Genomic DNA, 23,733 nt, shown 5'->3' with positions numbered 1-23,733 from the left:
TAGATTGGTAGTTTATACTTTTAAAATGCATTTTTATTTCTAATTTTACTGCGCCGTTTTTCATTATTCTTTTCCAACGATATCCATTGTGACTGTGATGGTCATGTTAATAGCAGGGAGGTACGTATAAAACCCCATGCCCATTTCGATTATCAAAAGACTAGTAAATTTATTTATAAGTATTCCTTAACACTTCACCGCATTCAAACCCACGCATAAACCTGTACACCCGAGCATAACACCTCACAAGTCCGCTATATAACCTAACAAAAAACCATGCAGAGAACCACTCTCCACATGGCTTTATTTAATTAAAAACGTCCCTGAATTCTAAAAATAATCTCCGCAAATACCGAAGCAAATAAAAACGTACCCGTATACACAACTAATGAAATAATGACAATCCGCCAGCCGAGTTTTTTGAAGTCCTCGATATCTTTGCCGAGTGACAAGCCGGCATACGCCAAAATAGGAGTGGCGATCGCCATGAAGTTAATCTTACCGGTTTGTTCCACAATCCAGCCATTCCCCGGAAAAATCGGTGTTGTCGCAATAAGCGCGATGAAAGAGATCCAGACGACTGCCGGGATTTTTACCGGCAAATAAGTAGCAAGGGCGAGTCCGATTACTGTCGCGAGCACAATCATGATCATGCCGGGCAGTGCTTCGATCGGGTTGATTTTATACCCGACCCAGTTGCCGATAATCGCAATGAGTCCGATCAATGATAGAATTTTGGCCTTTTCCATCATGATTGGTCGCCCCCTTTATCGATGGACAGCTTATTGCGTCCCAACTTTGGCTCGAGCCAGTTATACAGCCGGGCTGTGACAGGCAAGGAGAAGAAGACGCAAATATAGGTGCCGAGAATCGTTGTGATCAAATTGGCTGCTGCCGCAAATAATGCGATATCTTCTGCATCATTTGGGAAAGTGACAGCCAATGCACCCGAAGCTGCAGCCATCATACTGCCCGATCCGACGCCTGCCCCCATGGCGAGCGAGATAGGGTGAAGGATGCCAAGACTACCGAGGAAGCCGGCCAGCAATGCCAAGTAGATGGCACCGAATACGGTACCGCAAACGTAAACGCCCAGAGCACCGCGTCCTTCCGGAGAATCAGCTCCGTATTTTTCTGCGATGATCGCAAGGTTCGGTTCCCGGTCGATAGAGAAAGTGGCCCCGATTGCTTCGCGTTTCATTCCAAGAAGAATGGCAATTGGCAATCCGATTGCTATTGTTCCAATAACGTGCCCGACTTCTTGGAACGCAAGTGACAGGCCGGCTTCAAATATTTTCGGCAAAGAAGGGCCGAGCATTGTACCCAGCTTGGCAACGAACAGCATGAATGAAATGCCGAGTACCGTTGCCGCATGTTTCATTTGCTTGTCGCTCATCAGTTTGAATTTCGGCCAACTAACAATGGCCCCCCATATTAACACATATAACATTGGAAACAGAGCGATGGTACCTACCCCAATGTTGAATTGCTTCGCTCCGATCCATTCACCCACAACAACAAAAGCGAGCACAATTAAGTGAAGCTTTACGCTGTTTTTCATCCCTTTCCCCTCCCTTTATCTAATTGCAAATTTTAGTATTTCCCATCCATTCGACTACTTGCCCTACAGCACTTGTGTCCAAATGCCCTTTCCCCTGAGCCTTTGCCACCTCATACAGCTGTTCAACGACGGAACTGAGCAGTGCGGGGGAATGCACCTCTCGGGACATGGACGAATAGAGATTGATGTCCTTCGTCATATGGCCTAGAAAGAATTTCACGTCGTCATGCGTATCGTTTAACAGGTTGGGCCCGAATACAGAGAGAACTTTATTTTGTGCAGATCCTATCGACATGAGCTCTGCGATTTTATTCGGGTCCACGCCATTCTTAGCCCCGGTCAGCAGTGTTTCGCTTAAAAGCACCATAATCCCGGCAACCATCATATTGTTGCACAGCTTGACGACTTGGCCGGATCCGGACGAGCCGATATAGCGAATTTCCTTTCCGATAGATTGGAGTACCGGCAAAACCGATTGGAATGCATGCTCTTCTCCTCCGACCATAATCGTTAAGGTTCCGTCATTCGCACCTGCAGGTCCATTGCTGACAGGGCAGTCCAAGTAATAGACGCCTGCTTCCTGCGCCAGGTCAGACAGCCGCTTGGTGACTCCGACATCTGTCGTACTCATATCTAACACAAAGGCGTCTTTTTTCAAGTGCGGCAAAAGTGTCATGAGCGTCTCTTCCACAAGCAAGGAAGTCGGGAGTGACAGGAGAACCACATCAATGGATGATGCGTCCATGACGGGTAAAGATACGGGCCTAGCTCCGAGTTTCATCATCTGATCTTGCTTCGCAGGATCCGGATCAAAAGTCGTCACTTCAAAACCATTCTTCAGTAAATTTTTCACCATTCCGGCGCCCATTGCCCCGCAGCCAATCATTCGAATTTTCATTGTGGCATCCCCCTCACGGCTTCATATACACTGTTTTCAAATCTGTCCAGAAATCAAGTGCGGTGCTTCCTTGTTCCCGAGGTCCGATGCTGGACTCTTTCTTGCCGCCGAACGGGTAGTGATTCTCAAAGTAAGTCGACGGCAGATTCACATGCGTGACGCCGGATTGGATATTGCGTACAAAATGGAATGCCTTCTCCAAGTCTTTTGTATAAATGGTCGAAGAAAGGCCAAATTCGATATCATTCGCCATCGCGAGTGCTTCTTCGTAATCTTCTACTTCAAATACGCCAATGACAGGCCCGAAGATTTCTTCCCTCGCTATCGTCATGTCCGGACGCATATTGCTGAACACAGTAGGTGCGACAAAATAGCCGTTTTTCAGGTCGCCATCTGTCAATCGCTTGCCACCCGTTTCAAGTGTAGCGCCTTCATCAATGGCGGTTTGAACATAGTGCAAATACGTATTCAGCTGGTTTTCATCAATGACGGGGCCGTTCGTCGTCTCTTCATTCAAGCCATCTTGAATAATAAAAGATTCTGCTTTGGCGACAAGCCGGTCCACAACTTCCCGGTAAATCGATTTTGGGACAAATAATCGGCTTGTCCCGGTACAACGCTGGCCGTTATCATAAAAACCGCTTGTGACAATGCTGTCGACCGCGAGATCCAAATCAGCATCCTCTAAAATGATGGCCGGATTTTTCCCGCCCATTTCCGCCTGCATTTTACCGCCGTGCTGTGTGACCGCTTTGCCAAGGGCCACCCCGACATCAGTAGATCCAGTGAAGGAGACGGCTTTCAGCTCTTTATTTTCACCGAATTCCTTGCCAATAACAGAACCAGAGCCGAATACCATATTGATGACACCTGCCGGAACGCCTGCTTCTTCAAACAGTTCAATGATTTTTACGCTGATGAGCGATGTGGTGCTGGCAGGCTTGAAGACGACCGTATTTCCAGCGATGATCGCCGGAGCGATTTTCCACACGCCTATTCCGAGAGGGAAGTTATACGGCGCAATCACGCCAACCACACCAAGTGGTTCCCGGATCGTATACGCAAAAATCTCTTCATTGTAAGAAGGAAGAGTTTCTCCCGCTAGCCGGGTTGCCTCGCCGCTAAACTGCTTCATCGCCTGAATCGTTTTTGTCACTTCACCGCGTGCTTCGCGAATGGACTTACCGACTTCCTTCGTAATCGTGTATGCCAGCTCTTCTTTATCTCGCGCTAGTAAGTGGATTAGTTTGAAAATCACTTCACCGCGCTGGGGAGCAGCTGTATTTGCCCAGCCTGGGAACGCTTCTTTAGCTGCCTCGATGGCAAGTCTGACATCATCAATCGAAGATTTTGGAAAGCGGCCGAGCACTTCGCTAGTATTTGCTGGATTAATGCTTTCGTACAATTCTCCGGTTTCCGAAGATACCCATTTGCCGTTAATATAGTTTTGATAGATTGGTGCCAATTCTGTTCCGTGCATTTGATAATCCTCTCCCTTTATAATCTGATAACGCTTTCACTAATTATAAAATTTAGATAAAAGAGAGGGTATGTTGTATTCTACAAAAATCTTTAGTTTTATTTGTGGATTCCCACAGCATGCGACGGCAAATAGTCTACAATTTCAAAAGCAGTGATTAGGCAGACAAGCGCTTTTTTGTCGTGCAAATCGATAGAAAGGAGATCTTCTATCTTTTTCAATCGATATGCCAGTGTATTTTGATGAATGCATAATTGCAGAGCCGTCTCTTTATGTCGGCAATTCAATTGAAGATACGTCCGAAGTGTCTCCAAATCAGCCGAATCACCTGACAGCAAAGGCCCTAAATGATCCTCCACATATTGGCGCAAGGTCTCGGTATCGACACTATGCCATAATCTTTCAAAACCTAACTCTTCAAAGCGGATGATATGCCGTTCCCGTGATTTCTTGGCAAGCTGCAACGCATCCTGAGCTTCCCGGTAGCTTTCGCCGACTTGTTGAACCGCTACATTTCGACCAATTCCAATTACCATGTCCTGTTCGGGAATTTGCCGGGATAACTCTTTGAGTCCGTTGGATAGGGACGGTGATAGCCGAGGCACGAGGACAAGCACAGTGAATCCCCGATTAAAGACAATGATATCGGCATCCAGCCGCTGCAACGTACTTTCCACTTTACGCATGACCCGTTCTTTGGAAATCAATGAATCATGGAGCCAAAGCGGCTTGTCTCTGCCTTCAATGAGAATGCAAGTGACCGTCTTGTAGTTTTTCAGCTTGTTGAACTTTGGATAGTACGTTAGCTGATGGTCCCAAGTCCCTTCCATTAATGTAAGGAACAGCTCTTCTTTCAACTTAGTCTCCCGTTCGAAAAGATTATTCTGTTTAATTAATTCAAGAACAATAGCATTCGATGCCTGCTCAATCGCTACTTTCTCCAAGCTCGGATAGTTCTCGAACGATTGCGAGAGAAGAAAATAGCCCAGAGTTTCATTCGACGAGACAATCGGAAATACAAGGCTATCTCTCTCGTTTCTTTCGTCATACGAGACAGGGGTGGTAAGGATTCGGTTCAGCACCTCAACAATCTGCTCAATTCCTTTGCCTTCCAAAAGAATGGCCGAAAACCGATGATGGATTTCTTGGATCGTCAGTAGATCGGCATTGCGCTGCTCCAATTCCTTATAGATCCGGCTGTTTGTCAGGGCGATAGCAGCCTGATCTGCCAGTATTTTAATGATGAGGGTCTCCTCTTCCGTGAATTCTTCATCGTGGGTATTGAAATTATCCACTACCAGTACACCAATACTTTTATTCTGATAAATGAGCGGAGCTGCGAGCACACTTTGGATTTCGCGATGGCCAACCGCCTCACTAAAATAACGGGCATTTGTCGGAGACATGTTTCCCATAAACTCTTTCGCCTTCGCCAGGGCAACATTGTAAATTTGTCTCTCCTCGAAAGCCCGTCCCGTAATGGATTCACCAGGACGAAACTTGATCTGTTGAATCGAAGTTTCTTTGACACCGATGCCATCTGAATAACGTAAAAACCCATCCTTATGCCACTCATAAATAATAATCGTATCCGCCCGCTCCACTAAACCCATCGCCGCGGACATCAAATTGTTAAGCACCCGCTGCTCATCCAAGCTCTGCGTCAACAAAGCATTCAAATTGAACAGCTGCTGGCACTGTTCATACGTCAGTTTCACCATTCTACACCCTCATTTCGAAAGTATTGTTATGACAACTATAGAGGAAAATAGGATGGGATGGGAGTAGGTTAATAGAAAGATTGTTGGAAAACAGGATACTGGAATAGGTATTCATGCTAGATAAATGGCAGGAAGTTGTGTGAGCAGTTTGCCAGATGGCTAGGGAAATGTTTCTTCGGTGCGGAATAGCTTATTTTATTGTTAAGAGTCCTGAATTCTTTTATTAAGAAAGAAGTGGAATAAAAGGAGTAATCGAAAACGATGTTGAATACATCTCGAAATAGGTTTTATGGAAGATGTTTGGATGCAGTATTATTTCTAATTGATATAGAGGTGCGCTTTGTAAAATGATTAAATTTCCGATGAAAACAGGCTTACAAAGAAATACTTCAGCAGATGGTAGGGAGATAGTAACACTGGAGAGTGAAATGAATGTTACGTTGCCCAATGGATATAAGGAATTGCTTACTTCTACCAATGGACTTTCACTTGGCGGGGGTTTAGTTATTTACGGAACGGAAGACCTTATGGAAAGAAACGAGACGTGGGAAGTAAGTGAATATGCAGGTGGGTATGTTGCAATTGGGGATGATGGTGGAGGCAACGTTTTTTTAATGCGTCAAGAGCTAGAAGCGATGGAAGTATTGCTAGTCGACGCCGGTGATATGAATCCCAAAAACGCCACTGTCTTATCACCTGATCTATTGGATTGGGTAACGAATGAATTTCCCATTAACTATTAATTGAAGCGATAATAGGTGGTGAGAGATTTGGAGATTATACTATACCATGTATTTCTACCTGATAATCATCCATATCATGTTCCTCAGCAGACTCTCACTAGAGCGATTGATAAAAGAGCGTGGGACAGATGAAATGAGTTCTGAAGGTTATTAGTTAAGAAAAGTGTAATAGTCTAATGGATAATGGTGCTGCGAAGGTTCTGGTTGTGTACGGGAAACAATAATCTATAAAAAGAAAAAGGACAAATAAAAAGGACAAAATTATAATGATACTTTATTTTTTGGAGCCGAAAGTGTCAGGCTTTCATGGTATAGAAACGATTTATGGAACAGATGAAGATATTGCGGAAATGGGTATTTCAGGGAAGATAAAATTCTTGCATTATGAAGTTGAGGGTTGGCTAGGAGATGACATTTTAGAGTCAACACCTGCCTTTATTGTATCAAGCGAACTTGTAAGTGAATTAAAGAAGAGTAAGCTAAAAGACTTTAAGCTAGAGAAATGTCTTATTACTGGGTCTGACGTATTTATAGAATTATATCCCACAAATGACCTTCCTTCGTTTACTAGATTTATTCCCCTTGGCACAGTTGAATTGGAAGGAGAGTACTTCAATAATTGGTCTGGACACGATTTTGCCTCTCCCCGGGTTACAAAAATGATCGTCAATGTAAGGGTGTTCGGAAAAATATTTGTGAAGGCGTGAAGAGGCTGTTATAGGAAAGGATTCGTATGAAAAAAGACATCATGAAAATACTTGGCATCCTTACAGGTATCTTTGTTATCACCATTGGCATCATCGTAATCGGTGTCGTCCTCTTGTTTAATCAAATAGGCAACTATTTTGGCCACGCGGATGAAGACTTGATCCGGTATGCGGAGAAGACTCACGGCATTGAAGTCAAAGTGGTCGACAACCCGGGACGCGAACCTGCCAGCTTTGGCGGATTGATTTTCGAAAACGCGACCGTCCGGACACTGGACGCAGAGCAAGTGACTTTCGAGATTACGATCAATGTGTTCGGCCATATTTCGGGGGATAATTATGTGGAAGCGAAAAAGCAAAAGGATGAGGAGAATGAAGAAGAACTGTAGTGGATGCACCGCCTGAAGAGACTTCACATGTTGAGGTCTTTTTTCTTTTGATGGTCGTTCCATCGTTAGGTGGGGTGCTCGAATGGTTCCGCGCATCGTTCGTAAATTCCGGTGACCACTCGAATATTCACGTTAACCGCTCGTATACTCCGGCGAACCACTCGTATATCCCAGCAACAGCTCGATTCCTCCCGCGACAGCTCGTATATTCCTGTGACCTCTCGATTGTTCCGGCTAACTGCTCGTATCTCGTCCCGCACCGCTCTTATAATTTGGTGGGCAACTCGTATTTCAATCCGACAGTCATAATGTTTTTATACAAAGGTATATCAAGTCAAATTCTTGATTGGTCAAAGGCATGCAACGCGACTTGGTGCAGGCAATGATCTGTTAATTTCCACGACCAGCGAAAACGGGCGAGCGCTCATAAATTCCGGCGAACCACTCGCATATTCCGCCAACCGCTCGTATCCGCCGGCGAACCACTCGTATATTCCGCCAACCGCTCGTATCCGTCGGCAAACCACTCGTATATCCCGGTAACCGCTCGTATCTGTCGGCGAACTGGACTTCTGTCAAGTTCGTAGACACGTTTTCGTGAGCGGTTCACTTTCAAATGCCTACCGCGCTTCGCTTGGTGTACTTTCGTGAAAGAGCAGTTAAAGTGACAACTGCTCTTCCACGAAAGTTGCGAGTGGTTCTTGCCCATTTTTCTTCCGTGACTCTTCGTACAACCTCTCAAATTCATTTGGTGTTTGGTATGCCAATGTCGAATGGCTTCGCTGTTCATTGTAAAAGGAGATAATATACTCTAGCACCACTTTTCCCGCTTCTTTCTTCGTTTTGAAACCCCGGCGATAGATTAGTTCTTTCTTAATGGTCGCGTGAAAAGATTCAATACATGCGTTGTCATAACAGTCACCCTTGCGGCTCATGCTGATTTTGCACTGCTTCTCCGTGAGGAGGGCAATATAGTCATGGGATGCATACTGTGACCCTTGGTCGGAGTGATGGATCAATCCCTTTTCTGGCGAGCGAAACTGAAAGGCCCGTTCTAATGCCAAGAGCGGCAGCTCCTTGCTTAAGGTGGTAGCCAGATTAAAGCCAATGATTTTTCGGGAGAATAGGTCCATGACGGTCGCCAAGTACAGCCAACCCTCGCTTGTCCAAATGTAGGTGATATCCACGACCCACACTCGGTTGGGTGCTTCCGCATGAAACTCCCGGTTTAACAGATTGGGATAGATGGGATGTTCGTGATTGGATTGGGTCGTCACGGTATATTTGAACGGAACCGTCGCAGATAGTCCAAGCTCGTGCATGTAGTTCGCGACAGTCTTCTCGGATAAAACCATGCCTACTTTCTCCAGTTCTCTCTTGATTCGTGGACTGCCATACACTTCTCTTTTCGCATGGAAGATCCGTTTGATTTGGGCTTGTGCCTTCTCCTTTTTGAGTTGCGTGTCGCTTTTCTGTCTGCCAAGCCATTTGTAGTAACCGCTTTTTGACACACCGAGCACTTTGCACATCTTATTCACGCGGTATTCTTCCGAATGCTTCTCGATAAACGCATAGATTACTTCGGGTTTTTGGAGAAGATGTGCATGGCCTTTTTTAAGATTTCATTTTCCTCCTGCAGTTCCCGAATTTCTTTCTCCAACGCTCGTTGCCGTTTCATCTGCTCAGTCGGTGTGAGGTATTCCTGGCCGTTCTGTTCTGCCTGCTGCTTCTTCCGGTAGTCGCTTACCCATCTTCTCAAGGTGCTAACACCGACTCCCATTTCCCGAGAAACCTCTGTCTGTTTCTTTCCTTCTTCTACTACAAGTTTAATTAAATGCTCCTTCAACGCATCGTCAATTCGTTTACTCATTTGGGCACAACTCCGTCCGTTTTATTCGTGTCTCAATCGAAACACACTCACAAAACCGTGTCCACTTTTTATACTACCTTCAGAACCACTCGTATATCCCGGTAACCGCTCGTATCTGTCGGCGAACCTCTCGTATATTACTAGAAGTGCTCCATTCCTTATATGGAGTGCTCATAGCTCGCTTAAATTTTGAAAGATGCTGCCAGCTCAAATTTCTTGAAAAAATCGGCAGCCAATGACTGCCGATATTTTTCCGCTTAATAACCTCTGTTTACTCCACCACTTTTGCCACCCAATGCCCTGCAGTTACTTCAACTAATTTCGAATCTTTTATTGAATAACTGTCGCTGCTTAAATAGTTTCCTTGTCGCCGTCTTTGCCTATTTGCTTCTACCTGCGGATCGGGAATAGGTATAGCAGAAAGCAAGGATTTTGTATAAGGGTGCAACGGATTGTTATACAATTCTTCACTTTCCGCCAGCTCGACAATTTTTCCTGCGTACATAACAGCCACTCGGTCGCTTATATGTTTCACCATGGACAAGTCATGTGCAATGAATAAATAGGACAGGCCGAGTCGGTGTTGAAGATCTTCTAACAGTTCGACAATCTGCGTTTGGATGGAAACATCGAGTGCAGACAACGGTTCATCGCAGACAATGAAATCGGGTTCTACTGCCAATGCACGTGCAATTCCAATTCGCTGTCGCTGACCGCCCGAAAATTCATGAGGATATCGGAATGCATGTGAAGAATCAAGACCAACTAACTCAAGCAGTTCCTCCACTCGCTTTAGACGGTCTGCTTTTGATTTGCTTAACTTATGAATATCGAGTGCCTGACCGATGATATCTACCACTTTGAAACGAGGATTCAAGGATGAATAAGGATCTTGAAAAATCATTTGCATGTGACGTCGCATCATTTTCATTTCTTTTACGTTTAATCGATCCACTGCAATTCCTTGGTATAAAATCTCTCCCGCTGACGGCTCACTAAGTCGTAAAATAGAACGGCCAGTCGTCGATTTGCCAGATCCGGATTCGCCGACAAGTCCTAGTGTTTCGCCCGGATAAATGTGAAAGCTGATATCGTCAACTGCTTTAGTTAAAATACCATTGCCGTTTTCGAAGTGTTTGCTTAACGAGTTGACCCGAAGAAGTGGAATCGTCGAATCGACTCCCGCCTTTACATGGGGAGTCCGTTTAGGTTTCTTCTTTTGATTGAGACGTGGTAATGCGTTTAGCAATTTTTTCGTATAGGCATGCTGCGGGCTCTCAAATATGTCGATAGTTTTACCTGTTTCAACAACTTTGCCCTCTTTCATTACAACGACCCGGTCACACATCCCTGCTACAACACCTAAGTCATGGGTGATAAGAATAATGGATGTATCCAACTGTTTCTTCATATCTTTCATTAATTCTAATATTTGTGCTTGAATCGTGACATCCAAGGCTGTAGTCGGCTCATCTGCAATTAAAAGAGATGGTTTGCATGCCAAAGCAATAGCAATCATGACGCGTTGGCGCATGCCACCTGAAAATTCGTGTGGATATTGATGATACCGCGTCTCGCTGTTGCTAATGCCAACACGTGATAATAATTTGATCGCTTCTTGTTTTGCCTCTCCCTTCGAAATTCCCGCATGCTTGATCAAGCTCTCGGATATCTGCTTGCCGATTCGAATGGTCGGATTTAAGGATGTCATCGGATCCTGAAAGATCATTCCGATTTCTTTTCCCCGTATGGCTTCCATCTCTTTTTCCGTTTTTAATGAAAGATCTTGCCCCTGAAATTCAATGATGCCTCTTTTTAGATAGGAAGGGGGCGAAGGGAGAAGTCGCATGATAGAACGTGCAGTAACACTTTTTCCGCTTCCTGATTCACCTACAATACCCAAGACCTCTCCCTTCTTTAACTCAAAACTAACTCCGCGAACTGCTTCGAATTCCTCATTTCTCGTTGTGAAAGAAACGCATAAATCGTTAACTCGCAATAGTATATCTGACAATCCCAAAACCTCCTGCCTTTCATAATCAAAAAACTAGTTTGACAACTAATTCATGTTTGAATATAGTATAGTATACCGATAGGGATTATACAATATAAGCGGAGGAGGGAATTTGGTGATAGTTGGATTGTCTAGTAAGCTGCAAAAAACTTATCGGGATTCTCAGAGCAAGTCCATGTATCGCTTCTTAATTTATTTGGCAGGTTTGCCTCTTCATCTTTTTCTTTATGTCATTTATGTTTTGAAAAAGAAAGACAATACATACGAAGTGACATTGGCAAAAGTGAAGCGGGAGTTGATGGATGAGGGGAGAAAGGAAGCTTATCAGGCAGAATATGTAGATCAGTTGAGGAGGAAAGCTGCTTTCTTCAACGAACAATCGATTCCCGAGAGGATTCATAGACAGGCCGAGGAACTATCTGCTGAAAGGTATGAAAGAGAATCTGTGCGGATAACGAGTGAAAGGCTTGCGCAACAAGGGCTGCAGAGAGAATCGTATACCGGTTATGTTTATTCCCTTCTAGGAAAACCAACGTTCTTGATGATCTCCTTGCTTCCTGGTCTTCTCATGTACGCCTTGCTGTTTTTGCTTAGTAATCCGTTTTTGAAATATGGAGCAGAACGGCTTGTCCAAAGTGTATTTGTCATTTTAGGGGTAGGGATTCTCGTTTTTAGTATCCTTTACATATCTCCCTTCGATCCCGCATCCAACATATTGGGTGAATCAGCTACAAAAGAACAAATTGCAGCTTTTAATCGTATCCATGGATTGGATTTGCCGTATTGGCAACAGTTATGGAATGCATTGAAAGGAATTGCCACTTTTGATCTTGGTACATCGTTTACTGGCAGTGAAGATGTGGCATCTAGCATTGCGAATAAGTTTCCGGTTACGATCACCATCGCGATTTTCTCCGTGCTGATGGCGATTGTTATCGCTATTCCAGTCGGTATTTTATCTGCGATGCGGCCTAATACGCTTTTAGATATGACATTTATGCTGATTGCATTGATTGGATTATCGATTCCGAACTTTTGGCAAGGACTCATCTTTATTTTAGGCTTTTCGATCAAGCTGAATTGGCTTCCTGCCACTTATAGTCCCGGCAATGCCTTGTCGCTCATTATGCCGGTCGTTGTCTTGGGGACAGGGTTGACTGCCTCGATTGCAAGGATGATGAGATCCTCTTTGCTGGAAATCATCCATGAGGATTATATGGTCACAGCGAAAGCCAAAGGATTGACGAAAGGCCAAATGCTTTGGAAGCATGCTGTAGGAAATGCCCTCATACCCGTCATTACAGTGATCGGTCTGTTATTTGGCGGGATGTTAGGCGGCGCAGCTGTAACGGAGAAAGTTTTCAACATTAAAGGGATTGGCAGTTATATCGTCGATAAGCAGTTTATTCCGGATATACCGGCAATTATGGGCGGTGTCGTCTACATTGCTATTACGATCTCACTAGTAAACTTGTTCATCGATATTATGTACGCATTCCTGGATCCGCGAATCCGTTCAAAAATGAAACAATCATAAAGCAGGTGGAAAGATGAAGGAGAAACGGATCAACCGACAGTTATTGACGATGTCAAAGGAGTATCCACAAGCAAATTTTACTTGGATTCTCACCTTACTCATTTCACTGGTGTTTCTCTTGAACAGCTTTTCGTTCAGGGCAGGTGAAATCAAACCGTATGTACTCGCTCTATTTGGCGCATATTTCATCACAGCTTTATTGCAGCTGTTTATCGCTTGGCGAATAAAAAGGGATATCCTTCTTTACGGAGACATCCAGCGAGGAACTCGGAGGCTCGGCTATATCCAATTGTTTAGTTTAGTGACAGGCAATGTGTTCACTGCTGCTTTTTCGCTCCATCTAATTAATGAGCGTAAGACACCGGAGTACACATTCGCAGTCTACATGGCACTCACACAACTTTTTGTCATAGCAATCTCCGCGTTCAACGTATTCAAACCATACGTTACCGACTCATTCCCGATGGCGATGCTCGTTTTGCTGCTCGTCTTGGTGTTTCAAGTGGCTGTTCTTATTATCGTTGCGACAACGATGCGAGAAGGTCAGTTGCCTAAATGGCTCGGACTGATTGCCATCTTTACGGCGCTGACAGCGCTCACGGGCAATCTCTTCGCACTGCTGCTGGGGATTAGCTTATGGATGAAAGTAAGGAGCACTGAAAGTTCACGCATTGCGAAGTGGGATGCGACATGGGGAAAGATTACCCGCAATACGATGGCTGTGTTCGGGATGTTTTTCATCATTCTTATGTTGGCCATTTCGGTTGTCAGCCGATATACATTTGATTACGACCTTGCAGTAGAGAATGATTACGCCAACATTTTACAAGCGCCGAGCTTGGTCTATCCGTTCGGTACGGATAATTTTGGCCGCGATGTGTTTTCAAGAATCATTTTTGGAGCGAGGATTTCCTTACTAGTGGGATTTGCGTCCACGGTTATACCGGCTGTCATCGGTGGTTGCTTAGGCGGCATTGCTGGTTATTACAGCAATCGGACCGATAATTGGATCATGCGGCTGCTCGATGTGCTTTATGCCATTCCGGGAATTTTGCTCGCCATCGCCATCATTGCCGCATTCGGCGCGAATACCGTGAACTTGATTATCGCGCTCAGCCTTGGCTCCATTCCGACCTACGCACGGACGATGCGGGCGAATGTTCTCATGGTGTCTAACTATGATTTTGTAGATTCTGCACGGGCTCTAGGTGCATCGGATTTCTCCATTATTTTTAAGCAGATTATCCCGAATTCGTTAGCGCCGATGATCGTGAAGGCAACCTTAACGATTGGTGGAGCAGTTATTGCGACAAGCAGCTTGAGTTATTTAGGTCTTGGCGTTGAACCTCATATACCAGAATGGGGCAACATTTTACGGGTTGGGAGTACGTATTTGGAATCAAACTCCTATTTAGCAATTTTCCCGGGTCTTGCGATTATCTTGCTTGTCCTGTCGTTCAATTTCTTAGGAGATGGATTGCGGGATGCGCTGGACCCACGTCTTGATTAAATAAAACAGAGGAGGATTTACATGGGTAAAAAATTATTGGCGCTGACACTCGCTCTTGTCGTTGTATTGGCAGGTTGCGTGAAGACGAAGACAGATGTTTCAAAAGAAGCTGAGACTGACAGCAAAGGCAATGGCCCAAGCGAAAAGGTGCAGATTGAATTGCTTGGAACTAGTAGCGGCGAAGAAGACATGAATATTGTGCGGGATCAACTGATCAAAAATGGATTTGATGTCAAATTAAATATCCAGCCCGATTATGGCAGCTTTAAAGCGCAACGGGAAGCCGGAAATTTTGATATTGCCCTTTCCAGCTGGACAACAGTCACCGGGAATCCAGATTATGCGGTCCGCTCCTTATTCAAATCGGATGGTGACAATAGCAATATTCAAGATGAAGAAGTAGATAAATTGATTGAAAAGGCTAGCACCGAAACGCCTGATGAATATAAAAAGACGTATAAAGAGCTTGAGCAGCGTATCGTTGGTGAGAAGGCATATATCGCACCGCTCTATATTTCCTATAAAGCGCAAGGAATCAATAAGGATGTATTAAACCCGGATACGGTACGGTTAGCGAAATCACGGGCGATTGCATGGGAGACGATCGACTTCAATGATGCCGCCAAGCGTACAACTGATCCATTAGTTACCCAACAAGCAATCGGATCATTGACTTCACTGGATCCGATAAAGGGGAATGACGGCTCCATTAACACATTGAACACAAATATATATGTGCGCCTCGTGAACTTGACGGATGATGACCAAGTCGTCTCCGACGGATCTCTTTCTTATAATTATGCAATTGCCGATGGAAATTCAGAGTATTATTTCCTGCTTCGCGACGACATTCATTTTGCCAAAGTGGAAGACGGAAAAGCGGTGGATACGGGCGAGCGTGTTGGCGCAGAGGATGCACTATTTTCATTAAACCGGGCAAAAGACAAGGATTCTGTTCCGGATCATCGGACCTATAGTTTGCATGAGAGCATGGAAAAGGTTGAAATTGTGAACGACTTATCAGCATTAGACAATGCAAAGCAATCAGGGGGCGAAGGTTCCATCCGCGAAGCATTGGAGCAGGGACTTGAAACGAAAATAGAAGAATTAGTGGAAGACAAAACGAAAGCGGATAACAGCTCGGGTAAATACCAAGTTATCAAAGTGACGACAAAAGAGCCGTTCCCGCAAGTGCTGAACTATTTGGCGCATCAGTCTGCCGGCATCGTTTCGAAAAAACAAGTGGAAAGCATCAACACATACGATGTTGCGTCATTCAATCCAGATAAAGATATCGCGTATGGCGATCAACGGACTGTAACGGAAGGGACAACGTACAACAATCATCTGTACGCAAGCGGACCTTATATTCTCGTAACCAAAAATGATTATCAAGCGGAATTCGTAAAAAATCCAGCGTATCATGCAGGTAGTGAATTTGAGCCGAAGATTGAACAGGTGACAGTCCGTTTCATTGAAGATCCGGACAGTGCATTATCTGCATTGCGTAATGGCGAGATCCATCTCTTTAACGGGATACCGGAAACAAAGTATGATCTAGTAGAGAATGATGACAAATTAGTCTTGCAAAAGAACGACAGCAATGCGGTCGCTTATCTGTTATTTAATAATAATTCTGACCGGGCTGTTGCAAAGAGTGAAAACTTGCGGAAGGCGGTTCTCTATTCCATCAATCAAGAGGAATTCTTGAACTTCTACCAAGGGAATAAGAAAAAAGCATATTCCACTGTTAGCCCGTTAGTTGATACAGGAAATGAATTAACGGCAGATGCAGCAAAAGTGAAAGAATTTCTAACTAATTATCAAGCTGAATAAACTAGTAACAGCCCCCATTGTGAAGTTTCACATGGGGGCTGTATTTTATGGTGATTATCGAATATCTTTCTCCACTTTACCATCTTTCACGACAACCTGAATTGTATCGTTGTCCGCAAGAGAGTGAATATCTTCAAGAGGATTGCCTTTGACAATGATCAAGTCAGCCAGTTTGCCAGCTTCCAATGTGCCAAGGCGATCTTCCCAGCCAAGGCATTCCGCTGCCGTTTTCGTAGAAGCGACGATTGTTTCCATTGGGGTCATGCCAGCGTCTGCCATTAAGCCGAGTTCACGCAAGTTCGTGCCATGTTTAAAGACACCAGCGTCTGTCCCCATGGCGATTTTAACTCCAGCCTCGTGTGCCTTTTTGAAGCTTGCGACATGGATATCGATCACTTCTTTTGATTTTTGGACAGCTGTTTCCGGCATGCCTGTTTCTTCAGCCGTTTCTAAAACCGCAACAGGAGCTAAAAGAGTAGGGACAAGATATGTGCCGTTTTCCAGCATCAGTTCAATCGCCTCGTCATCAATGAAAATTCCATGCTCAATCGAGTGAATGCCGGCACGCACTGCGTTTTTAATTCCCTCCGCGCCTTGCGCATGCGCCATTACTTTTACACCTTTACGGAATTTGCCTTCTTCAACAATGACTTTTAATTCCTCGAGAGAAAACTGAGTAAATTCAGGATGATCGGTCGCACTCAGCACGCCGCCTGTTGCATGGACTTTGATGACTTCAGCGCCAGCCCGAAGCATTTCGCGCGTCTTCTTCCGCACTTCTTCTACACCATCACAAACGCCGCTTGGCATGCCTGGGTAATCAGATGGAAGCAGGTCGACTACATTTCCGGAAACAGTATAGCCATCTCCGTGTCCGCCTGTAATGGTAAGCGCGTTGATGCTCAATTGGAGGCGTGGTCCAGCAATTAATCCTTCGTCCACTGCTTTTTTTACGCCTAAATCGGTTCCGAGTGCATCCCGGACGGACGTGATGCCGGCATGTAGTGTCGTTTTTAAGTATTCGGCCGCTTGGTAATACATGAACGAGAACGGCGTTGCAAGGCGCTCGGCAATCGGTGAGAATTCGAGCATCATATGGACATGTGTGTCAATGAAACCCGGAAGAATCGTGCCGCCTTGGGCATCAATCACCGTTTCATCGCCACTCGCCTGAAAGTCTTCTTCCTTTCCAATAAACTCAATTCGATTGTTTACGATGACGACAATTTGGCCTTTCTTCGGCTCGCTACCTGTTCCATCTATAATAAGACCGTTCTTTACAATTTTTCTAACCATGTAAATCCCTCCATTATAATGTTTTCACTAAAATACCGGCGATGATGACGGATGCGACGGTTACGGTTGTAAACCCGCCAATTAGCATCGGTGCAAGCAATTCATTGAAAATCGCCTTTTCTTCTTTTTCATCCTTTGCAATGCTTCTGCTCACTTCTTCACATAAGATGTAGTCTCCCGGGAAGCCGAATAGGGCGGTCAGTGCGACCGGCATTCCTTTATAAGGATGCCACCCGACGAGCTTGGACATAAGGAAGCCGCCTAGAGCGATACCGAAAATGCCGATTACCAGAATAAGAACGACACTCGGCAAGTTATGCCAGACATCTTTTGGCGTTACCCCTGCCATCGTCCCGATGACGACAAAAATGATAGCAATCATCGTAATGGTAAAGGAATTTGCCTTCTCTAATGATTTTGCTTCAAATAGGCCAAGTTTCAAACCTATAACACCGATTGCAAGGCACCATAGGCTGTAGTGGATCGGAGTTACCGAACCTAGAGCAACACCGATGGATGCACCCACAAAGATGAAGAACAATTTTAATGTCGCACTGGTTGCAAGGGGACTTGCTTTTTTCTTCTTTTCTGCTTCTTCTACAGGTTCAGTGACCATCGGACGATACGTGCCGTTGTTCATTTCGGTTTGAATGACTTTGGCGTATTTTCGCATGAATGTTGCAGCGAGCGGCATGCCAAGAACACCTTGGAAAGCGACGATCAATGCGGGAATGATGACGAGACTCGATAAACCAATCTCTGTCAATTTGTCTGTCGTAATCAAAAGAGCAATAATGCCGCCGCTGATTGGGCCAATCCCTGCCACCGCGGTAGGGTAATCAAAGATCAATGGGATGATAATTAAAATTAGTATGCCTGAAAAGATAACTCCGCCAAGTGAAATTATGACGGCTTTAATTTGGCTTTTTAACAGTGAAAAAGGAATCATGGTCCCCATATGCAAAATCGCTGGCCCGATTAACAGGGCGCCGAGCGCTGGGAATTGTGCTTTATCCAACAAGTCCTTCGGGAAAATACCGAACCATGTCAGAAGGAGAAATCCTACCATTGCGGTCAACAGCATAGGAATTCGGGCTCTGGATACAATCGAAAGCCATTCACCTAGCGCAATCAACGCGAAAATGAGAGTTGTGGCGATAACTGGGTTTGATAACATAGATGTCTACCTTCTTCCGCTAAAGTAAGAGCGAATGGCGCTCACTCAATAATATGATATACAATATATCACTGAGAAAAATGATTTGTAAATAGTTTTTAGGCAATTTAATAATTTTCCTATAATGAAAACGCATACAATATTTTGCCTTCTATATGGAAGGTGTTTATAAATTTAATAAAAGAATTAGTACGCTTGGTATGCTTAAGAATAAGGGTTTGGGAGTATTTTTGAGGAATTTTCTTATCAATAGTATTGAATTTTTAGGTGGTTGTGAAAAAAGGCGTTTCAAATGCAACCCTATCCTTTGATATTGAAAAATAATATAAGAAAATAATAAAACGGAACAATGGTCGGGGGAGTGATGTAATGAAAATTTTAAATAGAGTTCGAGTAGAGAAAGCTTAGCTGCTTGGACGTATTAATTACAATTATTATAAATATTATGGTAAGGGTAGCGAACTGCCTATAAAGTAACATTCTTTAGCTTTCCAAGAGCAGGGGATTTAGGTTTTCTGAAAGTAAACAGAATTATCTTTGTTTACATTTCCGAAATATGGTAGAGTGAAGTGGGTGCTTTAAACACGGGGAATAGGGGGACGCAAGATGAGTTGGTTAAGTATTTTTGGTATGTGTATCATTCCGTTTTTTTTATTTTTCACGTACACAACGATGAAGTTTACACTGGGGAATGAATCGAAAAGTGAAAGGGGAAAAAGGATTCTCCATGCTTCCTATAAGTATTCCATCCCTGTTTTTCCGATTGGCTGGCTGTTGATTGAAGGCTATCATCGGGTAATTCAGGCGGTCGCGTTTGACATGTACCGGGAATACATGGTGATCCTAATTTTACTTTTATTTATAGCACAAGGGTTGAGTATTATAATCCTAAAAAGGACTACAGAAGTTGCGCCGGCATAGTTTCAATTAAAAAAGCGGAGAATCCTCCTGGGGATCTCCGCTTTCATTATTAGAGCTTGAACTGTCTCACCAGGCTATTCAATTCCTCGGACATCCGTGCCAATTGATCTGAGCTCGATGCCACTTCCTCCATCGAGCTGGCTGTTTGCTGAACCGAGGCGGAAGTCTCTTCGACTCCGGCAGCCGCTTCCTCGGAAACCGATGCAATTTCATCGATTTTCATATTGATTTTCCCTGTGCTTTCTACGATGTCATTTAAATTCGAGCTGACAGTCGTAATATTATCACTCATTTGGGAGACCGCTTCATTAATTTTACCAAATGTGATGCTGGTTAATTTGATCTGCTCGGATCCCGTTTCCACTTCTTTATATCCGTCCGCCAGTGCAGCTGTGACCACTTTCGTTTCCTGTTGAATGCTGCTGGCAATTCCTGAAATGTCTGAGACGGAAAGGGCAACTTGTTCTGCCAATTTCCGTACTTCATCTGCTACGACTGCGAATCCGCGGCCTTGTTCTCCTGCACGTGCCGCCTCAATCGCTGCATTGAGTGCAAGTAAATTTGTCTGCTCCGCAATATCATGGATGACAGTCACCAGTTTCGAAATTTCTCCCGTCCGGACTGCCAATCCTTCCACCTGCTCCACAGATTGACGCACGATGCTGTTAATATTATCCATTTGTTCATTGGAAGAATCCATCATTTCCTGTCCTTCTGCTGTCATCGTACGAACTGCATCCGAATGGGTTTGTACCGTTTCGCCATTATTCTCTGCCTCTTGTACTTTTCCTGAGAACATTTCCATCATGATGGCAAGATCGCTTGCATTGTTAGCCTGTGTCTCAGAGCCCGCAGCTAATTCCTGCATAGTCAGTGCAATTTGGGAAGATCCAGCTTTCACTTCATTTGCGGATTGGGTCAATTCTTCACTGTGAGAAGCGACTGTATTCGCCACTTCGTTAATCTGTTTAATAATGTCATGGACTTTACTGTTCATGTCATTCATCGCGTCTACAAGCTGGCCGACTTCATCCCTTGCAATCGTGTGAAGTGGTTCTTGCCCAATATCGCCGTCTGCAATGACGCGCATCCGTTCCGCCACGGCAATGACCGGCTTGGAAATGCTCCGAGCGGTGATAAAGGCGACTGCGATGGAAAGGAGGATAATGAGGACGGATCCAACTACGCCAATTAGGCTGGAACGGTTCCCGGAATCAATGATTTCCTTTCCGACTTCCTGCATTTTTGCTTCACTGTTATCTGCAAAGGAGTCATATCCATTTTTGATATCAGATATCTCATTGCTGACTGCTAATAGATTATTATAAGCTGCATCTTTGTTTCCTTTATCATATTCTTCAAATACCTTTGTTGTAATATATTCACGCCAAGCGACAGTCTTTTTAATTAATTGATCGAACTCCTCTGAGTCGCTAATTGAGCGAACAATTGCCTCACTCTCTTTCCCGGTTGTTGAATAACTCTCGAATAACTCTTTGTATTTCGGATCGCCTGTCAGCATATAACCTTGTGCCGATGAAATACGGCCAGACATCGATTCTGACAGCTTTTCATTGGCAATCAAGAGCTTGGCATGTTCGTTAATGATTTCATCGACATGGCGATTCGCCTGCATATTGTCTACGAAGTTAAAACCTCCGTATGCGATCAGCAGCACAATAACAATTCCGAAGCCGAAAAGTATTTTTGTTGCAATGTGTTTGAACTTCATACATTTCTTCCTTCTTTCTGGATAATAAAATCTAATAATATGAATGAATCTAGTAAACTACTAATGAAATATAGCATTTCAAAAGACCTATGTAAAGTTTAACTATTAGTTCATTTGTTGTTGAGTGGAAGTGAGAGGAACTAACTATTAGTATTGTTAAGGAATGGGTTTCATAGCGGGAAAGTAGTGTAGGCTGCTTCTGGAAGTAGATTTAATAAAAATAGAAAAAATATAGTAAAGACTTCCTTCTACCTTTTCTCTTATCATTCTCGATTAAGCAGAAGATACATCAAAAGTTACCGCATGCCCTGCAAAAAAAGAAATTTTCATCATGCATCCTGAACATTAGACAAATTAATCTGTCGAAGGAAATAGAGAAGGGGAATTTTTCTCCGAAATAGCTATGTATACCTCGTTATTTATCGCAATTTTTTGATTTAATCAATACAAAAGTTGCTGTAAAGTAAAGGAAAGAAATTGACTGGGGGAATGAGAATGCGCGGTAAAGGGATTGCTTTGTTTTTTTCAAGTATTGCTGTCACTTGTTCAGTTTTAATAATAATCAGCGCCTATCTGTTAGATGACTGGGCAAAAGCTGGATTTAATTTGCATGAAGAAGCTGCTGTGGCAGTACAGGACGAGCAATTGGACATGGGGGTATACTTAGCAAACTGGCAAGCTGAATTGAGCCATACAGGATTCACAATTGATCAAGTGGAGAAGGGGCAGGAAATTGTGAAAAAGCATTTGGGAGAAACTGATTTGACTTCTCTCGCGGGGGTTGACGGAAAATGAAAAGAACGAACTTGATTGGCTATACAAGGGGAGAGGTTTCTATCCTGTAGCCAGTCAAGTTCGTTCTTTGTTTGTTGAAATCTTTACGTTATTCAATACTCTCAATGACCGAGGTCACTTTAAATTCATTGTCATCCGTTTTGTGGCTATATTCGCGTTTAATTTCCCCAAAGCCTTCGGCAAAATAAACTCGGGAAACGGCCCCATCTTCATAAGTGTGTTCTATAATGACGACGTCTTGGAATGGCTGCAGAGGTGTATCCAGCTCCGCATCGGTGGCCGTCACTGTCCATTTATCAAACGTATCGCCTATCTCTAATGGAAATTGCAAGTACGTCCCAATAGGTTGCATGTCACGGATTGACTCTAATGTGGTGGCAACCCCTTCTGCATCGGACGGTTCCTGCTGAAGAAGGGTGATTTGATTATCGCCCAAGCGGTACGAGCGAAGCATCTCCATGCCGCCATTATCTTCATATACATTCACATGATGATCATCCAGCCATTCCGTGCGCAATGTGTAAGTTGCATACTCATTCCCATCGCCCAGAAAGTGAGCGATTGTTCCGTCCTGCAAGAAATAGTCTTTCATGTTGAGGTTCCCCGACTGAAGGGAGTCATTCTGTTCAGGACTGGACGGAACCTCTGTAGAATCCGGCGGTGTCTCTTTTGTACAAGCCATTAGCAGTAGCGGTAACAATAAAAGGAACGTAAATTTCTTCATAAAGCCTCTCCTTTTAGCGATTTGTACAAGTATACCGTGATGAATTGGCAGAATCAAAGATTAGTAGGAATGTAGTGAGCTGTTCAAGAAGTTGTGAAGTAAGGCAGGGGGATATCGTAGTAGCTATCCAAGTTCTCGGAATTTAAATATCAGAATCTGAGGAAGTAATTCAGTTGATTCCCACACCTGCACTAGCGTATCCAGCCAAAGTGGTTGCTACAGAATTGCCGATTGTAGAGATTGAAAATACCAGTAACAATCTAGTCTGTGCTGCAACGCCAATATTTAAATTTGTAGTTAGTCCACTGACAATGTTCCCGATAGAAATAGTACCTGCCAGAGTAGGTGATAGCTCGACAAACGCATTTGGAATGGGGGTGAAAATATTGTTGGGAGTTGGAGATTGGTAGAGTTGTGCCCGAACTCGAATTGAACCTAGCGCCAAAGAAACACCAGATGTGACACTGAAATAAGCAGAGATTGATGTGATTGTGCCAGCTCTCGGTACTGAGAATGCAAAATTGAGCAATGGTCCGGCGACGGTTCCGGTAAGATCAACAGATGTTCCTAGGGCGCTTAGTGTAGGACCAGAATTGCCAAAGCCAATTAAACCGCCAGTGCCGGCTACTCCGCTCGCTAAAGAAGTCAGTGACACAGGTACACCAGATGCGAATGGAATAATAGTTCCGACATTCGCAGGACCTGTGGGCCCCGTTGGTCCGGTAATCCCTTGAATACCTTGTAATCCAGTCTCCCCTGTGGGTCCCGTAGCACCGGTCGTTCCGGTAATGCCTTGTAGGCCAGTAGCGCCAGTTGGTCCAG

At 44.2% G+C, this 23,733-nt stretch carries 19 protein-coding genes and 1 pseudogene; 8 read left to right on the top strand and 12 right to left on the bottom strand.

The features are described 5' to 3' along the window. Positions 1-311: 311 nt before the first annotated feature. The 5 genes from NCCP2222_RS16940 to NCCP2222_RS16920 form a co-directional block, all read right to left on the bottom strand. The gene (locus NCCP2222_RS16940; RefSeq protein ID WP_248513567.1) at positions 312-752 is read right to left on the bottom strand and encodes a hypothetical protein; all 441 of its coding nucleotides are present in this window, start codon (positions 750-752) and stop codon (positions 312-314) included. After that, the gene (locus NCCP2222_RS16935) at positions 749-1,561 is read right to left on the bottom strand and encodes a DUF3100 domain-containing protein (RefSeq protein WP_248513566.1); all 813 of its coding nucleotides are present in this window, start codon (positions 1,559-1,561) and stop codon (positions 749-751) included. Before NCCP2222_RS16935 ends, NCCP2222_RS16940 begins: the two co-directional genes overlap by 4 nt. A 19-nt stretch (positions 1,562-1,580) precedes the next feature. After that, positions 1,581-2,459, bottom strand: coding sequence for an NAD(P)-dependent oxidoreductase (locus NCCP2222_RS16930; protein ID WP_248513565.1), 879 nt, complete (start codon positions 2,457-2,459; stop codon positions 1,581-1,583). A gap of 13 nt (positions 2,460-2,472) precedes the next feature. Next, the gene (locus NCCP2222_RS16925) at positions 2,473-3,939 is read right to left on the bottom strand and encodes an aldehyde dehydrogenase family protein (RefSeq protein WP_248513564.1); all 1,467 of its coding nucleotides are present in this window, start codon (positions 3,937-3,939) and stop codon (positions 2,473-2,475) included. Positions 3,940-4,037: 98 nt separating this feature from the next. After that, positions 4,038-5,660 (bottom strand): helix-turn-helix domain-containing protein, encoded by a 1,623-nt coding sequence (locus NCCP2222_RS16920; RefSeq protein WP_248513563.1) that lies wholly within the window; start codon positions 5,658-5,660, stop codon positions 4,038-4,040. Between the two features lie 347 nt (positions 5,661-6,007). On the opposite strand from NCCP2222_RS16920, the gene NCCP2222_RS16915 reads away from it, so the two are divergent. From NCCP2222_RS16915 to NCCP2222_RS16905, 3 genes are all read left to right on the top strand, one after another. Then, positions 6,008-6,403 (top strand): SMI1/KNR4 family protein, encoded by a 396-nt coding sequence (locus NCCP2222_RS16915; RefSeq protein ID WP_248513562.1) that lies wholly within the window; start codon positions 6,008-6,010, stop codon positions 6,401-6,403. Between the two features lie 266 nt (positions 6,404-6,669). After that, complete coding sequence (locus NCCP2222_RS16910) at positions 6,670-7,110, top strand: hypothetical protein (protein ID WP_248513561.1); 441 nt, start codon at positions 6,670-6,672, stop codon at positions 7,108-7,110. 26 nt (positions 7,111-7,136) lie between these two features. Further along, positions 7,137-7,499, top strand: a complete 363-nt coding sequence (locus tag NCCP2222_RS16905; protein WP_248513560.1) for a hypothetical protein — start codon at positions 7,137-7,139, stop codon at positions 7,497-7,499. A 659-nt stretch (positions 7,500-8,158) separates the two neighbouring features. On the opposite strand, the pseudogene NCCP2222_RS16900 reads toward NCCP2222_RS16905, so the two are convergent. Together NCCP2222_RS16900 and NCCP2222_RS20790 are read right to left on the bottom strand one after the other, a co-directional pair. Further along, a pseudogene (locus NCCP2222_RS16900) lies at positions 8,159-9,369 on the bottom strand (IS3 family transposase). Positions 9,370-9,640: 271 nt separating this feature from the next. Beyond that, on the bottom strand, positions 9,641-11,383 hold the full coding sequence (locus tag NCCP2222_RS20790; RefSeq protein WP_282570728.1) for an ABC transporter ATP-binding protein: 1,743 nt from the start codon (positions 11,381-11,383) through the stop codon (positions 9,641-9,643). Between the two features lie 115 nt (positions 11,384-11,498). On the opposite strand from NCCP2222_RS20790, the gene NCCP2222_RS16880 reads away from it, so the two are divergent. The 3 genes from NCCP2222_RS16880 to NCCP2222_RS16870 are packed head-to-tail and all read left to right on the top strand — an operon-like array spanning position 11,499 to position 16,266. Next, positions 11,499-12,920, top strand: coding sequence for an ABC transporter permease (locus NCCP2222_RS16880; protein ID WP_375709209.1), 1,422 nt, complete (start codon positions 11,499-11,501; stop codon positions 12,918-12,920). 13 nt (positions 12,921-12,933) lie between these two features. After that, positions 12,934-14,430, top strand: coding sequence for an ABC transporter permease (locus tag NCCP2222_RS16875; RefSeq protein WP_248513559.1), 1,497 nt, complete (start codon positions 12,934-12,936; stop codon positions 14,428-14,430). Between the two features lie 21 nt (positions 14,431-14,451). Beyond that, on the top strand, positions 14,452-16,266 hold the full coding sequence (locus tag NCCP2222_RS16870; protein WP_248513558.1) for an ABC transporter substrate-binding protein: 1,815 nt from the start codon (positions 14,452-14,454) through the stop codon (positions 16,264-16,266). A gap of 54 nt (positions 16,267-16,320) precedes the next feature. Here NCCP2222_RS16870 and NCCP2222_RS16865 read toward each other — a convergent pair whose 3' ends face one another. Both NCCP2222_RS16865 and NCCP2222_RS16860 read right to left on the bottom strand, forming a co-directional pair. Further along, positions 16,321-17,562: a metal-dependent hydrolase family protein gene (locus NCCP2222_RS16865; RefSeq protein WP_248513557.1), complete on the bottom strand. Its 1,242-nt coding sequence runs from the start codon at positions 17,560-17,562 to the stop codon at positions 16,321-16,323. 13 nt (positions 17,563-17,575) lie between these two features. After that, positions 17,576-18,739, bottom strand: a complete 1,164-nt coding sequence (locus NCCP2222_RS16860) for a hypothetical protein (protein WP_248513556.1) — start codon at positions 18,737-18,739, stop codon at positions 17,576-17,578. Positions 18,740-19,345: 606 nt separating this feature from the next. On the opposite strand from NCCP2222_RS16860, the gene NCCP2222_RS16855 reads away from it, so the two are divergent. Next, complete coding sequence (locus NCCP2222_RS16855; protein WP_248513555.1) at positions 19,346-19,660, top strand: hypothetical protein; 315 nt, start codon at positions 19,346-19,348, stop codon at positions 19,658-19,660. 49 nt (positions 19,661-19,709) lie between these two features. Here the strand turns inward: NCCP2222_RS16855 and NCCP2222_RS16850 are convergent, their stop codons facing one another. Continuing rightward, a complete protein-coding gene (locus NCCP2222_RS16850; RefSeq protein ID WP_248513554.1) occupies positions 19,710-21,392 on the bottom strand; it encodes a methyl-accepting chemotaxis protein in 1,683 nt (560 codons plus the stop codon). A 495-nt stretch (positions 21,393-21,887) separates the two neighbouring features. Between NCCP2222_RS16850 and NCCP2222_RS16845 the strand changes: the two genes are divergently transcribed. Beyond that, the gene (locus tag NCCP2222_RS16845; protein ID WP_248513553.1) at positions 21,888-22,187 is read left to right on the top strand and encodes a hypothetical protein; all 300 of its coding nucleotides are present in this window, start codon (positions 21,888-21,890) and stop codon (positions 22,185-22,187) included. A gap of 88 nt (positions 22,188-22,275) precedes the next feature. On the opposite strand, the gene NCCP2222_RS16840 is transcribed toward NCCP2222_RS16845, so the two are convergent. Then, positions 22,276-22,911 (bottom strand): hypothetical protein, encoded by a 636-nt coding sequence (locus tag NCCP2222_RS16840; RefSeq protein WP_248513552.1) that lies wholly within the window; start codon positions 22,909-22,911, stop codon positions 22,276-22,278. Positions 22,912-23,080: 169 nt separating this feature from the next. Continuing rightward, positions 23,081-23,733 (bottom strand): exosporium glycoprotein BclB-related protein (locus NCCP2222_RS16835; protein ID WP_375709208.1); only part of this gene is annotated, 653 nt, incomplete at its 5' end.

It is taken from the genome of Sporosarcina sp. NCCP-2222 (genome assembly GCF_023168145.1).
Taxonomy (GTDB): domain Bacteria; phylum Bacillota; class Bacilli; order Bacillales_A; family Planococcaceae; genus Sporosarcina.
Note: the sequence above shows the minus strand (reverse complement) of the source record. Positions and strands in the feature narration are given on the sequence as shown.